The 15,402-nt window shown below is 74.2% G+C and carries 8 protein-coding genes; 3 read left to right on the plus strand and 5 right to left on the minus strand.

The window, feature by feature from the left end; all coding sequences use genetic code 11:
- Nucleotides 1–388 precede the first annotated feature (388 nt).
- Nucleotides 389–946, minus strand: a complete 558-nt coding sequence (locus tag ACFC51_RS24075; RefSeq protein WP_376371893.1) for a MarR family winged helix-turn-helix transcriptional regulator — start codon at nucleotides 944–946, stop codon at nucleotides 389–391.
- Between the two features lie 142 nt (nucleotides 947–1,088).
- On the opposite strand from ACFC51_RS24075, the gene ACFC51_RS24080 reads away from it, so the two are divergent.
- Nucleotides 1,089–2,387, plus strand: a complete 1,299-nt coding sequence (locus ACFC51_RS24080; protein ID WP_376530909.1) for an MFS transporter — start codon at nucleotides 1,089–1,091, stop codon at nucleotides 2,385–2,387.
- Nucleotides 2,388–2,393: 6 nt separating this feature from the next.
- Here ACFC51_RS24080 and ACFC51_RS24085 read toward each other — a convergent pair whose 3' ends face one another.
- The gene (locus ACFC51_RS24085) at nucleotides 2,394–4,055 is read right to left on the minus strand and encodes a SpoIIE family protein phosphatase (protein WP_376371896.1); all 1,662 of its coding nucleotides are present in this window, start codon (nucleotides 4,053–4,055) and stop codon (nucleotides 2,394–2,396) included.
- 323 nt (nucleotides 4,056–4,378) lie between these two features.
- Nucleotides 4,379–5,767, minus strand: a complete 1,389-nt coding sequence (locus ACFC51_RS24090; RefSeq protein WP_376371899.1) for an NAD(P)/FAD-dependent oxidoreductase — start codon at nucleotides 5,765–5,767, stop codon at nucleotides 4,379–4,381.
- 384 nt (nucleotides 5,768–6,151) lie between these two features.
- On the opposite strand from ACFC51_RS24090, the gene ACFC51_RS24095 reads away from it, so the two are divergent.
- On the plus strand, nucleotides 6,152–6,958 hold the full coding sequence (locus ACFC51_RS24095; protein ID WP_376371902.1) for a TetR/AcrR family transcriptional regulator: 807 nt from the start codon (nucleotides 6,152–6,154) through the stop codon (nucleotides 6,956–6,958).
- Between the two features lie 297 nt (nucleotides 6,959–7,255).
- A complete protein-coding gene (locus tag ACFC51_RS24100) occupies nucleotides 7,256–9,313 on the plus strand; it encodes a sigma-70 family RNA polymerase sigma factor (RefSeq protein ID WP_376530707.1) in 2,058 nt (685 codons plus the stop codon).
- Here ACFC51_RS24100 and ACFC51_RS24105 read toward each other — a convergent pair.
- Complete coding sequence (locus ACFC51_RS24105) at nucleotides 9,300–12,632, minus strand: BTAD domain-containing putative transcriptional regulator (protein WP_376530709.1); 3,333 nt, start codon at nucleotides 12,630–12,632, stop codon at nucleotides 9,300–9,302. The genes ACFC51_RS24100 and ACFC51_RS24105 overlap by 14 nt on opposite strands.
- A gap of 154 nt (nucleotides 12,633–12,786) precedes the next feature.
- Complete coding sequence (locus ACFC51_RS24110) at nucleotides 12,787–14,904, minus strand: asparagine synthase-related protein (protein ID WP_376371907.1); 2,118 nt, start codon at nucleotides 14,902–14,904, stop codon at nucleotides 12,787–12,789.
- Between the last annotated feature and the right edge of the window lie 498 nt (nucleotides 14,905–15,402).

Genomic DNA, 15,402 nt, shown 5'->3' on the forward strand with positions numbered 1-15,402 from the left:
ACTCTTTCGTGTCCGATTCCCGGCCGAAGCGGGTTACTGCTTGTTTCGCTTTCCAGTTCTTCGCTTTCGCGTTTCCCTTTCCGGCGAGTCCGACTCTATCAGATCCTTTCGGGCCTGATTCCCAGTCAGCGGGGGTTGTCTTCCCGGCCCTCGGGCCGTTCCGACGCCCAAACTCTAGCGGATTTTCCCGGCGGCTCATAATCGAGCCTTCGAATTGAATTTCGGCATGCCGAAATTCTCCCCGGTGGGAGATCGTGCTGAGTTTGGTTGCCGCATTCGCGGCGGGATCGGCTGCCTCCGGACCGTGGTGGCTCCGGGACAACTCGAAGAACCTTACGGATGCGAGGGGGGCGTGTCAACCCCTCCCCGTGCGCCCGCATCGGGGCCGTCAGCCCAGGTCCGTGAGCCGGCCGCCGGCGTCCGGCTGCTCGTGCTCCACGCGGCGCAGGAGGCGGATCAGGATCTCGCCCAGCGCTCCGCGTTCGTCGCCGGAGAGGTCCTGGAGGAGGTCCTCCTCGAAGGTGGTGGCCATCCGCATCGCCTCGAGCCACTTCGTCCGGCCCTCGTCGGTCAGCTCGACGATGACGCGCACGCGGTTGTTCTCGTCCCGGTCCCTGGTCACCAGGCCCTCGCCCGCCATGCGGTCGATGCGGTGGGTCATCGCGGCGGGAGTGAGCCCGAGGCGCTTCGCGAGCTCGCCCGGACCCAGTCGGTACGGAGCGCCCGACAGGACCAGGGTCTTGAGGACCTCCCATTCGGCGTTGCTGATGCCGAGAGCCGCGACCTGTCTGCCGTAGGCGACGTTCATCCTTCGGTTCAGCCGGCCCAGCGCGGAGACGATCTGCTCGACCTGGGGGTCGAGGTCCCGGAACTCGCGCTGGTAGGCCGCGATCTGCTCGTCGAGGCTCGGCTCCTGGAGCTCGGGCTGCTCGGTGGTGTCAGACATGGCGGGCAGTATCGCACGCTCCCCATCGCCTTCGAAGTCCTTCACGATGAAGACTTCAGACTCTAACTTTAGTGCTAAAGTCTACGGGTCTGTGTTCTTCAAAGTTCTTCATGTTGTGAGGTAGGTGAGTGTGACCAGGGAGATGGGTGCAGCGCTGCGGCGGATCCAGGTGGGGAGCGCGCTGAGCGCGTTCGGCCTCGGATTCACCGTCCCGTATCTGTACGTCTACGTGGCGCAGGTGCGGGATCTCGGTGCCGGCACGGCAGGAGTCGTGCTGGCCGTGTTCGCCATGGCGGCGCTGGCCGTACTGCCGTTCACCGGTCGGGCCATCGACCGGCGCGGGCCCCTGCCCGTGCTGATCGTCGCCGCGGCTGCGGCCGCTGTAGGTGCCTGTGCCTTGGGTGTGTCCGGGGGCGTGACCTCCACCGTGCTCTCCGCCGCGGTCCTCGGCGCGGGGACCGCCGTCATGCAGCCGGCGCTCGCGACGATGCTGGTCTGGTGCTCGAGCGCCGCGACGCGCACCCGTGCCTTCGCCATGCAGTTCTTCCTGCAGAACCTCGGGCTGGGCATCGGCGGGCTGGTCGGCGGGCAGCTCGTGGACGTCGGCCGTCCGTCGAGCTTCACCCTGCTGTTCCTCATCGAGGCGGCGATGTTCCTGGTGCTCGGCGTGGTCGCTGCCACGGTGCGCATGCCCCGGGCCCCGTCCCTCACGGACGCGGTGCCCGGCGACGGCACGGAACACAAGGCCGGACTGCGGGCGCTCCTCTCCCACAAGGCCATGGTGCAGCTGTGCGTACTCGGCTTCGTGATCTTCTTCGCCTGCTACGGGCAGTTCGAGTCCGGCCTCGCCGCCTACGGCACCGAGGCCGCGGGAATCGATCCGTCCACCCTGGGCATCGCGCTCGCCGCCAACACGGCGGTCATCGTCGTCGCGCAGTTCGTCGTGCTCCGTCTCGTGGAGCGCCGCCGCCGCAGCCGGGTCATCGCCTGGGTCGGTCTGATCTGGGCCTTCGCCTGGATCGTTGCGGGCTACGCGGGCCTCGGGCACGGCAGCCAGACCATGGCGACGGCCGCGATGATCTCGACGTACGCCCTGTTCGGGCTCGGTGAGGCCATGCTGTCGCCGACGGTGGCCCCACTCGTCGCCGATCTGGCGCCGGAGGCCAGGGTCGGCCAGTACAACTCGGCGTTCGCCCTGGTGAAGCAGCTCGCCCTGGCCGTCGGTCCTGCCGTCGGCGGGCCGATGGGGGCGGCGCTGCCCGGGCCGTACATCGTGACCTTCGTGGTGTTCTCGCTGGGCATCACCGTCTTGGCGCTGAAGCTGGGCCGCCGGCTCACGCCCGTACAGGACAAGCCGTCCCTCGCGACGGTGCCGTCCCGGGTGGTCGCCGTGTCGATGCCGGAGAGCGAGACCGTCACCGCGCCCGGCGCCCTGCGCTGAGGCGGGTCAGCCGGGAAGGGCGAATTCGCACCAGACCGCCTTGCCGCCGCCGGGAGTGCGGCGGCTGCCCCAGGACGAGGCGATGGTCGCGACGATGGAGATACCGCGCCCCGCCTCGTCCGCGGGCTCGGCCCGGCGACGGCGCGGCAGGTGGTCGTCCCCGTCCGTCACCTCGATGATCAGACGGCGGTCGGTCCTGCGCAGGCCGAGCCGCATGGGCGGGGTGCCGTGCTGGAGGGAGTTGGCCACGAGCTCGCTGGCGGCCAGGACACCCAGGTCGCAGAGCTCCACGGGGAAGCGCCAGGACGCCAGGACGCCGGTGGCGAAGGCGCGGGCCCTGGGCGCGGCCTCGATGCCGCCGAGCAGTTCGAGCGAGGCGTTGTGGAAGAGCTCCGCGCTCGGCGCCGTGCGCGCGGGGTGCTGGACCACCAGGACCGCCACGTCGTCGTCGTGCTCCGCGGTGACGCCCAGGGAGCGGATGAGCCGGTCGCAGACCACCTGGGGCGAACCCTTGGCGCCGGACAGGGCGCGCTCCAGGGAGGCGACGCCCTCGTCGATGTCCTCGCTGCGCCGCTCGACCAGGCCGTCCGTGTAGAGGACGGCCGTGGAGCCGGGCGGCAGGGCGATCGTCCCCGAGGTGTGGACCCACCCGCCGGTGCCGAGCGGCGGTCCCGTCGGGTCCTCGGCCCGGTGCACCGTGCCGTCCTCGTCGCACACGAGGATCGGGAGGTGTCCGGCGGAGGCGTAGACGAGGTGCCCCTCGTTGGGGTCGTGGACGGCGTAGACGCAGGTGGCGATCTGGCTGGCGTCGATCTCGGCGGCGAGCACGTCGAGCAGCTGGAGCACCTCGTGCGGAGGGAGATCGAGGCGGGCGTAGGCGCGGACCGCGGTGCGCAGCTGGCCCATGACGGCCGCGGCCCGCACGCCGCGCCCCATCACGTCGCCGATGACGAGCGCGGTGCGGCCGGCGCCCAGCGTGATGACGTCGTACCAGTCGCCGCCCACCGCCGCGTCCGTGCCACCCGGCTGGTAGGTGGCGGCGATGCGCAGGTCGTCCGGCTGTTCGAGCTCCTGCGGGAGCAGGGAGCGCTGGAGGGTGACGGCCGTCTCGCGGTGGCGGCGTTCGCTGGCGCGGAGCCGCTCCGCAGCCTCGGCGTGGTCGGTGACGTCGGTGGCGTAGACGAGGACCCCCGCCTCGCCCTCCGGGCCGTCGGCCGCCACCGGGGTGCACGTCACCGTGTAGGAACCGCCGGCCAGGACCTTGCGGGACTTGACCGTACGAGGGGTGCCGCTGCGCAGGACCTGGTCCATGAGGGGAAACAGGCTGAGCTCGGCCAGTTCGGGCATCGCCTCGGCCGCCGGGGTGCCGCAGGGGCGCGGGCCGAAGGCCGACGTGTAGGCGGCGTTGACGTAGGTGATGCGGTGTTCGGGGCCGTGGAGCAGCGCGACGGGGGCGGGAAGCCGGCCCAGGATGTCGCGGGCGGACAGGGCTTCCAGGCCGGGGGCCTCCGTGGTGGCGGACGCCTGCGGTGTTCCTCCGGACGGCGCGGCCGCGGGCTTCGGCCGTGCGGACTCCGCGCGGGCGGCGGGGACGGAACTGTGGTCGTCCCGCGCGGCGGCTCGACGCTGCGTTCCAGGAAGGCGGGCGCTCCAGCGCGTGAAGTTCACGGAATTTCTGGCCTCGTGTGTCGGTCTGGTCCGCTCGGGCGAGCTTCTTCTGCTGGTCCTGTGGCCGGCACCCCGCCGGTCCTCATGCCGGATCGGGGTGCCGGGGCCAGGCTTCCGGGAACGCACAGCCGGGCCGCTTCGTGCTGTCGGTCGTCGCTTTCGTCACTTTAGGTGACTGCCTGCCGGGTAACTCTGCGCAGGTGTGAGCCCACCTATGGTCACACGCCCAGTGTGACCGACCGTACTGACAGTTGCCGTACGGCAGCGGGTCCGGCCGCTGAACTGCGCCCGTTCCCCGGACGTCGCGGTGGGGGTGGACGGGGTCAGCCGGACGTGTCCGGCGGCACGTCGCCCTTCGGCGGTGTGTCCCCGGGAGGTCCGGGGTGTGCGTGCCCCCGTGCGGCGAGGGCGAATTCGGCTCGCGGGTGTTCGAGCGACCCGAGGGAGACGATCTCCCGCTTGAAGAGCCCGGCCAGGGTCCACTCGGCAAGGACACGCGCCTTCCGGTTGAACGTGGGCACGCGGCTCAGGTGGTAGACGCGGTGCATGAGCCACGCCGGATACCCCTTGAGCTTGCGCCCGTAGACGTGCGCGACGCCCTTGTGCAGGCCGAGCGAGGCGACGGATCCGGCGTAGGAGTGCCGGTAGTCCTGGGCCGGGCGGCCGGCGAGGACGGCCAGGATGTTGTCGGCGAGGACCTTGGCCTGGCGCACCGCGTGCTGGGCGTTCGGCGCGGTCTCCGTGCCCGGATCGGCCGAGGTGAGGTCCGGGACGGCTGCCGCGTCACCGGCCGCCCAGGCGTGCGGAGCGCCGTCGACGGAGAGCGTGGCGGTACAGCGGATCCGGCCGCGCTCCGTAAGCGGCAGATCGGTGGCGGCGAGGATCGGTGCGGGCTTCACGCCGGCGGTCCACACCAGGGTGCGGGTCGGGAAGCGCGACCCGTCGCTGAGGACCGCGACCCGGCCCTCGCAGCTGTCCAGCCGGGTGTCGAGCCGTACGTCGATGTTGCGGCCCCGCAACTCCCTGACCGCGTACTTCCCCATGGCCTCGCCGACCTCCGGCAGGATGCGTCCGGTCGCCTCGACCAGGATCCACCGCAGGTCCGCGGGCTTGATGTTGTGGTAGTACCGCGAGGTGTAGCGGGCCATGTCCTCGAGCTCCGCGAGCGCCTCCACGCCCGCGTACCCGCCGCCGACGAAGACGAAGGTGAGCGCCGCGTCGCGGATGGCCGGGTCCCGCGTGGCGGAGGCGATGTCCATCTGCTCGATCACGTGGTTGCGGAGGCCGATGGCCTCCTCCACCGTCTTGAAGCCGATGCCGACGTCGGCCAGGCCGGGGACCGGGAGGGTGCGCGACACGGACCCGGGCGCGAGGACGAGTTCGTCGTACGGGATCTCGATCGCACCGGTGCCGTCCTCACCGGTGGCGAGCGTCGTGACCGTGGCGGTGCGCTTGGCGTGGTCGACGCGCTCCGCCTCGCCGATGACGATGGTGCAGTGCTTGAGGACCCGTCGCAGGGGGACGACGACATGCCGCGGCGAGATCGAGCCCGCGGCGGCCTCGGGCAGGAACGGCTGATAGGTCATGTAGGGCTCGGGCGTGACCACCACGATCTCGGCCTCGCCGCTCCTCAGTCTCTGCCGCAGCTTCCGCTGGAGACGCAGCGCGGTGTACATCCCCACGTAGCCGCCGCCGACGACGAGAATGCGCACACGTGGCCGGTTGTCGGGGGATGCCCCCGGGGTTTCTGGTGCCATCACCTTCCCATGACGCAACGGAGTCCGGTGTTTGTCCACAGGCCCGGCAAATTGTGTGACCGGAGGGCTTCGATCATCCGCCGGGCCGCGGCCACCGCGCGACGGCGGAGCTGCGCAGGTCAGGTGTGGCGGGGAGCCGGGCACGCAGGGGTCGAATCGGGGTTCAACCGGTCCTTGCTCCGATCGGGGGGCGCTCCGTGCGGAACTACCCCCTTCTGAATTGACCCGGGCTCAACTATGTTCGTACCCCGTCGGGGTGTCGGATTCGGACTGAGGTCCACACGCCGGCGGACACGGCGGGGAAGTCTCCGGGGGGAGACGTCATAACCGGGGGAAGTTATGCACATTCAGGATTTGCATGGGCCGAGCGCTGTCACCTCTTCCGTGGAGGGCCCTGGGCGGCTGAGCCCGCTGGGAGCGGTCGGTACGGTCGCGGAGGCCGGGGTCGCGGGGAACACGGCCCGCTCGGCGCCGCTCCGCGTGGACGCACAGCGCAATCTCGAACACGTCCTGCGCGCCGCGCGCGAGGTGTTCGGGGAGCTCGGCTACGGGGCGCCGATGGAGGACGTGGCACGGCGCGCGCGGGTCGGGGTGGGTACGGTCTACCGGCGTTTCCCCAGCAAGGACGTGCTGGTGCGCCGGATAGCCGAGGAGGAGACCGCGCGGCTGACGGATCAGGCGCGCTCGGCCCTCGGCCAGGAGGAGGAGCCGTGGTCGGCGCTCTCCCGTTTCCTGCGGACCTCGGTGGCGTCGGGTGCGGGACGGCTGCTGCCGCCGCAGGTGCTGCGGGTCGGCGCGGAGCAGGACGAGCAGCCGGCAGGCCCCGGTGCCGCCGACGGCGACACCCGCGTCCCGCACCAGCGGCAGGGCGTGGAAGCCGGCGGTCTCCGGGCGACCGGACAGCACGCGTCCTCCGAGGAAGGGCTCGACGACGATCCGGGCGCTGCCGAGCTGCTCGAAGTGGTGGGGCGCCTGGTGGACCGGGCCCGTGAGTCGGGTGAGCTCCGGGGCGACGTGACGGTGGCCGACGTGCTGCTGGTCATAGCCACGGCCGCACCGGCGCTGCCGGATCCCGCTCACCAGGCCGCTGCTTCCGCCCGGCTGCTGGACATCCTCCTCGAAGGCCTGCGCTCCCGTCCCGCGTAGCCCGCATGCCCCAGGCGTCTCGGTCGGCGGGACACCACCGCCGACCGGACGCCCGGTGCACCGCCGGACGCCGACGCATCGCGTGACGCCCGGTGCACCGCCGGACGCCGGTGCGCACGAGGGGCGTTGCTCTCGAGGGGCGTTGCTCCTTCCCCGACGGGGCGATGTCACGCCCACCGGGCAGGGGAAGACACCCCGGACGAGTGGTTGCTGCCGCTCGGGGGCCGTCGCGGGCACGCCTCTGTGGCAACCTTGCCCCCGTATCGGGGTCCGAGGGTGCATACGGGGGCTTCCGCGATGAGCGGTGACGCGCAGCAGGAGGAACCGGCCGACGGTGTGGCAGCCGCGGGCAAGGGCGGCAGGGACACGGGGACGCGCGCCGACGACGCGTCCACCGCCCGGATGCCCGAACAGGCGGGCCCCCCTGGGCAGGCACGACCGGGCCGGGTGGCACCGGACCCCGCGGGCCCGGAGGAGCAGGCCGTCCCGGTCGAGGGTGGCACGGTTCTGCCGGGTCCCTGGCCCGCGCCCGCCGACGACGAGGTGCGGCCGGAGCCCGGTGACGCCGCGTACGCCGTCCCCCTGCAACGGGAAGGGCGTGCGGGATCGGCTGATCTCGGGCCGTCCGACGCCCAGTTGATCCAGGGCATGCGCGGGGGCGACGACCAGGCGTACGAGGAGCTGTTCCGGCGCCATTCAGGAGCGGTCCGCCGCTACGCCCGTACCTGCTGCCGGGACGCGCACACCGCCGACGACCTGACCGCCGAGGTGTTCGCACGGACGCTCCAGGCGGTGCGCGGCGGGAAGGGGCCGGAGGAAGCGGTCCGGGCCTACCTCATGACGGCGGTACGGCATGTGGCCGCCGCGTGGACCAGGAGCGCGAAGCGCGAGCATCTCGTCGACGACTTCGCGGTGTTCGCGGCGCAGGCCACTCGCGCCTCGGAGCTCTCCGAGGCGGACACCCTCGATCTCGGCGCCGATGTGCTGGCCATGCACGAGGCGGACCGGTCGATGGCCATGCAGGCGTTCCGCAGCCTGCCGGAGCGCTGGCAGGCGGTGTTGTGGCACACCACCGTGGAGGAGGAGTCGCCGAGCGAGGTCGCCCCGCTCTTCGGCCTGACCGCCAACGCCACGGCGGTTCTCGCGGTCCGGGCCCGCGAAGGGCTCAAGCAGGCCTATCTGCAGGCCCATGTGAGTCAGTCGCTGACGTCCGGCGGTGACTGCGCCCGGTACGCCGACCGGCTCGGCGCCCATGCCCGGGGCGGCCTGCGCACCCGGGCCGAACGCGGGCTGCGCAAGCACCTGGAGGAATGCGCGAAGTGCCGGATCGCCGCCGGTGAGCTCGACCGGGTGAACGCCGGCATCCCGGCCCTGCTTCCGGTCGCGGTCATCGGCTGGTTCGCCGCGGGCTACTCGGTCAAGGCAGCGGGCATCGTGGCGGGCGGTGCGGCCGGCGCGGCCGGCGCCGGGGCCGCCGCAGCGGCCGCGGGAGGCGCGTCCTCCGGGAGCGGAACCGCGGGCGGGGCCGCGGCGTCGGAAGGGCTCGGCGCCCCGCTGAAGGCCGGCATCGCCGCCGCCGTGGCCGTGGCAGCGGCCGCCGGGCTCGTCTGGGCCCTGATCGGTGACGACCGGCCGGCTCCGGAGGAGAAGCCGGTGGCCAGGCCGCCGGTCGCGGCGCCAGCCGCCCCCACGCCCGCTCCCCCGCAGGAACCGGCGCCTGTCCCGCAGCCGCCCGCGCCGTCCGTTCCGCCCGCCTCCGATCCACCACCCGCACCGGAGGCACCTCCCGCACCGGAGCCGACGCCCACACCGTCCCCGACGCCCGACCCCGCACCCGAGCCGACCCGGCCGGAGCCCGCGCCGACACCCTCTCCGGAGCCGCCGGCACCACCGGCGCCGCCCGCGCCGCCCGCACCGGAGATCTACCAGGTGAACGAGCTGGCCTACTCGGTCACCGGTGATCACACCGGGCCGGAGATCCTGCTCGGCGCGAGCAGGGGAGTGTTCTGGCAGCGCCACGGGCTGTCGATCGCCTCCACGGCCTACGCCCACGGGGTGACCGCGCCCTCCCGCTCGTCGGTCGCCGTCCAGCTCAACCGTCCGTGCACGCGCTACGAGGCGATGGCAGGGGTCGACGACCTGACACTGGGGCTCGGCGCCGTGCGCTTCTCCGTGTACGACGGTGACGGGGCGCGGCTGTGGCGTTCCCCCGTGGTGCGGGGCGGTGACCCCGCGGTCCCGGTGAGCGTCGGCATCGAGGGCAGCACGACGATCCGCCTCGTCGTGGAACCCTCGGGTGCCCTCGGCGGGGTCGCCCTCGCCGACTGGGCGGCGTCCAGGATCAGCTGCCGCTGAGATCCCCGGCCACGCCGGTCAGCAGGCCGAGGACCTCGCCCGGGGTCATGCCGCGCCCCAGGGCGCTCTCCTCCGCGTAGCGACGGGGACCGAGCTCCTCGCGCAGCCGTTCCACCGCCGCGGCCACGTCGGCCTCCTCCACCGCCGAGCGGGGGCCGTTCACCCGCCAGAGCGCGCAGGCCCCCAGGACGCGGGCCGATATCCCGGGCAGGCCGAGTTCGGCCAGGACGATCGCCGCCACCTCCGCCAGATGCGCGGTGAAGACCTCCACGCACCGGGACTCCACGGCGAGCGCCAGCGCCTCGACCACCCCGCGCAGCCCCTCGGCGGGCCCGCCGGACGGTTCGGACACGCTGATGCGGGCCGAGAGCCCCAGGACAGCCGCCGCGAACTGCGGAGGCCGGCTGCCGTAGGGCCGGGCGGCGCGCGCGGAGTCGGCGTACCGGCGTGCCCTCGGGATCTCGCCGGCCGTCAGCGCGACGGCGGCACGCAGGTAGTACACGTAGGCGTAGGCGTCCGGCATGTGCTGGCGCTCCGCCTCGGCCTCGGCCTCGTCCAGGCTCTTCGTGGCCGCGTCCAGGTCCCCCGCCCGGTAGGAGAGTTCCGCGAGGCGTCCCAGGAGGAAGGGTGCCTCCCCATGGGCGCCGACCTCCCGGGCGAGTCCGAGCGCCTCCTGGTAGGCCGCGCGTGACTCCTCGTACCTCCCGCGCGTCATCCCCGCCTCCGCGGCGGCGCTCGCCACCTGGGCGCGGAGGTAGCGGTCCCCGACCCGGCGGCTGAGTGCTCGCAGTTCGGCGATGTCCTCGTCGATGCCGTCCATGCCGTCGGGGGTGTCCACCAGCATGTGGGTGCGCGTCATCAGGGTGACGCCGTACTCCCAGTCCCCTCCGTGCTCCCTGGTGTTGGCGACGGCCGCGTCGAAGTGCGCCTGTACGTCGGGGGTGTCCTCGCAGCGCATGTACGAGGTCATCGGCCAGAGCAGTCCGGGGAAGCGGGCGGACTCGGGGCCGCCCGAGCCGAAGGCCTCGCTGACCTTGGTGATCAGGGCCTGGAGCGCCTCGTCCTCGTAGACGTTCTCCGTCGGCCGGCTCTCCACTGCGAGGAAGAACCGCAGCATGTGCAGGTGCATGCGGGGCCAGTGGCGGGGGTCGGCCGGATCCGTGGGGTCCTCGCCTAGGGCGGCCGTGCGGTCGGCCCAGCCCACCCCCTCGATGCGGAAGTTGCGCAGCCACCAGAACCACCCCATGGCGAGCACCAGGCGCAGCGCCGCCTGTTCCGAGGGGTGGGTGACGACCGTGCGGTGCAGGGCGGCACGGATGTTGTCGAGGTCCGTCTCCAGGCGCCGGATCCACAGCAGTTGTTCGCCGGACCGCAGTCGCGGATCGGCGTCCTCGGCCAGCGCGGTGAAGTACGCGGTGTGGGCCGCGCACGTCGCCTCCAGGACGTCCGGGGTCTCGGCGGCCCGCTCGGAGGCGTACTCGTGGATGGTCTCCAGGAGGCGGTAGCGCATCTGCGAGTCGTGCGAAGGAGCCGCGACGACGAGTGACTTGTCGACGAGGGCGCCGAGCAGGTCAGCGGCGTCCGGTCCGGTCACCGCCTCGGCCGCCGTCAGGTCCCAGCCGCCCGCGAAGACGGAGACCTGCCGCAGCACGGTCCGCTCCTGCGGGGAGAGCAGGTCCCAGGACCAGTCCACGACCGCCCGGAGCGTCTGCTGGCGGGGCAGCACGGTCCGGCTGCCGCTGGTGAGCAGCCGGAAGCGGTCGTCGAGACGGTCGGCGATCTGACGCGGGGTGAGCAGCCGGAGCCGGGCGGCGGCCAGTTCGATGGCGAGCGGGAGTCCGTCGAGCCTGCGGCAGATCTCGTCGACGGCGCGCGGGTCGTCTGCCGTGTCCACCCCCGCCTCCGCCCCGAACTCCGGCCGCACGGCGCGGGCGCGCTCGGCGAACAGCCGGTACGCGGGGTCCGGAGGCAGCGGGCCGACGGGGCGGACGGCCTCGCCGGGCACGCCCAGGGGCTCGCGGCTGGTGGCGAGGATGCGCAGCCGTGGGCAGTGCGTGAGGAGGGTCTCGGCGAGGGCCGCCGCCGCACCGACGACGTGCTCGCAGTTGTCGAGCACCAGGAGGAACGGGCTGTGGCGCGACCGGTGCGAGAGGTTCTCGACCAGCCGCCCGGTCGGGTCCTCGCCTGCGGGGTGCCCGTCGCGGGGGCCTCCCTGGCGGAGGGTCGTCTCGCGGAGGCCCAGGGCGGAGAACACGGCTCCGGGGACGGCGGAGGGGTCGTCGAGCGGGGCGAGTTCGGCGATCCAGGCCCCCTGTCCGGCCGCCGACTCCTCCGCCAGCCTGGTCTTGCCGGAGCCACCGGGGCCCGTGAGGGTGACCAGGCGGGCGCGCGAGAGGTCGGAACGGATGAGGCGGAGTTCGGACTCCCGGCCGACGAAGGAGGTGAGCCGGGGGCGGATGTTGCCCTCCACGGCGTGCGGATCGGCCGCGAGCCGCACGGTGGGCTCCGCGACGGACCCGGCGAGGGGCTCGGCGAGGGGCTCGGCGAGGGGCTCCACATCGGACTCCGCTGGGGGCTCCGCGATGTACTCGGCCCCGGGCTCAGGCACAGCGAGGAGTTCCCGGTGGAGCGCGGCGAGCTCCGGTCCCGGATCGGTGCCCAGGCCGTCGGCGAGTACCCGGCGGGCCTCCTCGTACGCGACGAGTGCGTCGGCCTGCCGGCCCTCGGCACGCAGACCGCGCAGCAGTTGGGCGCGCAACGGCTCGTGGTAGGGGTGGGCGGCCGTGAGTTCCCTGAGCTCGGGTACGAGTGCGGCCGTGGCCCCGCGCCGGAGGTCGGCCTCGATGCGCTGCTGGAGCGCGCTCAGCCGGTGGGCCTCGGCCTGGAGGGCGCGGTCGCGCCCGGGGAGGTCGGCGAGGGCGGGGCCGCGCCACAGCGCGAGCGCGGAGCGCAGGGTACGGGCGGCGGCCTCGGGGCTGTCCGAGGCGAGCTCGGCGGCGCCCTCCCCGGCGAGCCGCTCGAAGACGTACAGGTCGATGTCGTCGGGCCCGGCGGCGAGGCGGTAGCCGCCCGGGCCCCCGACGACCGCGTCCCGGCCGAGCGCGCGCCGCAGCCGGCCCACGAGGGCCTGGAGGGCGGCGGGCGCGTCCTGCGGGGGGTCGTCGGCCCACACGTCGTCGATGAGGGCGGTGACCGGTGCGGGGCGGCCCGCGCGCAGGGCGAGGGCGGCGAGCAGGGCGCGCAGCCGCGCGCCGCCCACGGGCAGCACACCGCCGTGCTCGTCTCGCGCCTCGGTGACGCCCAGGACCAGGTACCGCACGTGGCCATTGTGTCCCGACGGGTGCACGCCCGTTGCCGGGGCGGCGGGAAACGGGCGGGGCGCGGCCGGGGTGGTGAGGGAAGGCGCGCGGGACGCCGTTCCGGTGCCGGGGAGGGGACGCGCGCCGGGCGGGTAGCGGTGGTGGTGGCGGTGACTACGGCTGGAGCGTCCGGCGGGCGGGCACCACGCCGCCCGCGACCGCCCGTTGCCTCGGTGCGGCCGTACCGGTCCAGCAGGTGCCCCGGCGGGTGACCAGGCGCCGCAGCCAGAGCTCCGTGGACGCCAGTTCCGCCAGGCCGTCCAGGGGAAGGGGCTCGCCTTCGGATGCCGCGCGCAGCGCCTTCCGTACGACGCGCGCCTCGACCAGCCCGGCGTCGGCGAGCAGCGGGGCGTCGAACAGCGCGATCAGTTCCGGGAGGGCGGTGCGCAGGCCGATGTGCCCGGCCGCGGTCGAGGTCGCCTGCGACGGGGTGCCCCAGCCGGGCGGAAGGTCGTGGATGCCCGCCCCCGCGAGGACCCGGCGCAGGATCGCCGCCCGGGCCCCCGGCTGGACCCTGAGCGATTCCGGGAGGGCGCGGGCCGCCCGTACGACCTGGTTGTCGAGGAAGGGGGCGTGCAGCCGCTGGCTTCGGATCTCCGCGGCCTGCTCCAGGATCCGCTGGTCGGCCGCGTGCCGGGCGAGCGCCGCGCGGGCACGGGCCTCCCCCGGGCGCTGGACCGACGCGGGCCGGATCGCCGCCTCCTGGAGGCGAACCGATACTTCCGCGAGCGCCTCCCCGGTGAGCCAGCGTGCGGCCGGCCCGGGCCGGGACCATGCGAGGGAGGCGAGGGAGGCGTCGGCCGGCGTGTCCAGGCCGGGGATGTCGCGGTTGGCCTCGGGCAGGAGGGACGCCGCCGTCTCGAGACCGGTGCGGTACGACGTGCGGGCCAGCCGGCGGGCGGCGCGGTACACGGCCAGCGGGACGAACAGGGAGTGCGTGGAAGGCCCTTCGGCTCGGGCGAGCGCGGCGACGGGCCGCAGGAGGTGGCGTCTGCGCCGGTCCATGAGCAGGTCGGCGAGGCGGGCCGGGTGCGCGTCCAGGACCTGACGGGCACCGTGGCCGACGAAGTGGTCCGCGCTGCCCGCGGCCAGCCGGCGGCGGTGGCGTTCGGCGACGACGAGAGAGGGGGCGGGCTCGTCGGTGAGCGGGCCGCTCTCCAGCGCCGCGTAGGGCAGGGCCTCCTCGCCAGCCGCGACGACCACGTGGTGCAGGCGGGGATTGGCCGCGATGACCCGGGCACGCTCCAGCTCGTCCTCGCGGCCGTGGGCGGAGAGATCGTTGAACGTGACGGCGAGAAGACGCTCGCCCGCGCCCGTGCCGTGTCCCAGCACGGTGCCCGGCAGCCCGGGCAGCCCCGCGGCCAGCAGGGCGAGGGTGGCGGAGGCGCTGCCGCCGGAGAGGTCCGAGCCGATTCCGGGGACGGGCGCCCCGCGGGCCGCGCGGCGCTCGGCGGGTCCCATGCCCGGCACCGGGCCGGGGTCGGGCGGCAGGGTCTCCGGGGCGTGGCGGGGTGCCGTGAGCCGGGCGCGTACGGCTTCGACCAGCGCGTCCCGCACGCCCTCGACGGCGCTCACCGGATCGGCCTGGGGGGCCGCCACGGCGAGGGAGGCCACCGCCTCGTACCCGGTGATCTCGCGCGAGCCCTCGCGGAGGATCAGCGCGTGCCCCGGTGGCACCCGCTTCACCCCGGCGTACGGTGTGCCGTCGCCCAGGGCCTCCGGGGTCTCGGGGCAGGCCAGCAGCGCGGCGAGGTGGCCGATGTCCAGCTGCGCCTCGATGAGGTCGGCGAGCGGGAGGGCCGCGGTGGCGTACGCGGTGCCGTTGGCCCACGGCGTGGGCGTGTGGAAGACGGGGCGGGCCCCGGCGAGGTCTCCGGCGACGGTGACGCGGCGGCCGATCTGGACGACGGCCGTGTAACTGCCCGGCCAGGAGGTGAGATGGCGCAGCGCGCCGCCTCGGGCGGCCAGCAGCCCGACGCGGAGCTGTTCGTCGGTGGCTCCGCAGCAGCCCAGGACGGCGAGACGGGTGGTGGGCGCTCCCTCGGGGGTCGCCGCCGTGACGACACGGATCTCGTCGGGGCGCCAGTCGCCCACGGCCCACAGCGGATCAGGGTCGCCCCACAGGGGCTGGGAGCCCACGGGCTGCACCGTCCGCCCCTCCCCGTGGTGGCCGACCGCGCCCACGGTGCCGAAGCTCGCGGCGACACTGCTCCACCCCACCAACCAACGCATCGCCGCCTCCACAGGCTGTGGACGAACCGGCGCACCAGGACACGGGAACGCCGTTGCGGGACATGCTGCCACGACAACGACGCCCCGGAGGGGGTACGGGCGGCGCACAGCGGATGAGCATGCGCCCCTGGCAAAAGCCTGGCCACGGCGCTGCGGGCCCCTCCGCAACGAAAGCGGTTCTTCCGGGAGTTGCGGGAGGGCACCTGCGGAGCGGTCCCCGCCTCGGCCGGGCGGCGAACCGGATGCAGTCCGGCCACGGCCGGGTCCCGTCGGGACGCCCGGTCCGACCGGCGCTATTCGGCCATTCTCCACTCGCCACGGAACCGCGCGTTTCGCCGTGGACCACCCACCCGGGGGCGTCCGCGAGGCGCTGGGGCGGGCCCCGCGCGGGCCCTCCGCCGCACCCGCGGACCCCGCTCCCGGGGGCGGCGGCGGGGGGGGGGGGGGGGCGCCCCCCCCCCCCCCGCCCCCCCCCCCCCGCCCCCCCCCCCCCCCCAC

Source organism: Streptomyces sp. NPDC055962 (assembly GCF_042270185.1).
Taxonomy (GTDB): domain Bacteria; phylum Actinomycetota; class Actinomycetes; order Streptomycetales; family Streptomycetaceae; genus Streptomyces.

What these genes read in the sequence shown, in the direction of transcription:
- ACFC51_RS24095 (WP_376371902.1), top strand. Translation starts at nt 6,152, where the DNA reads ATGCACATTCAGGATTTGCATGGGCCGAGCGCTGTCACCTCTTCCGTG.
- ACFC51_RS24100 (WP_376530707.1), top strand. Translation starts at nt 7,256, where the DNA reads ATGAGCGGTGACGCGCAGCAGGAGGAACCGGCCGACGGTGTGGCAGCC.
- ACFC51_RS24080 (WP_376530909.1), top strand. Translation starts at nt 1,089, where the DNA reads ATGGGTGCAGCGCTGCGGCGGATCCAGGTGGGGAGCGCGCTGAGCGCG.
- ACFC51_RS24075 (WP_376371893.1), bottom strand. Translation starts at nt 946, where the DNA reads ATGTCTGACACCACCGAGCAGCCCGAGCTCCAGGAGCCGAGCCTCGAC.
- ACFC51_RS24110 (WP_376371907.1), bottom strand. Translation starts at nt 14,904, where the DNA reads ATGCGTTGGTTGGTGGGGTGGAGCAGTGTCGCCGCGAGCTTCGGCACC.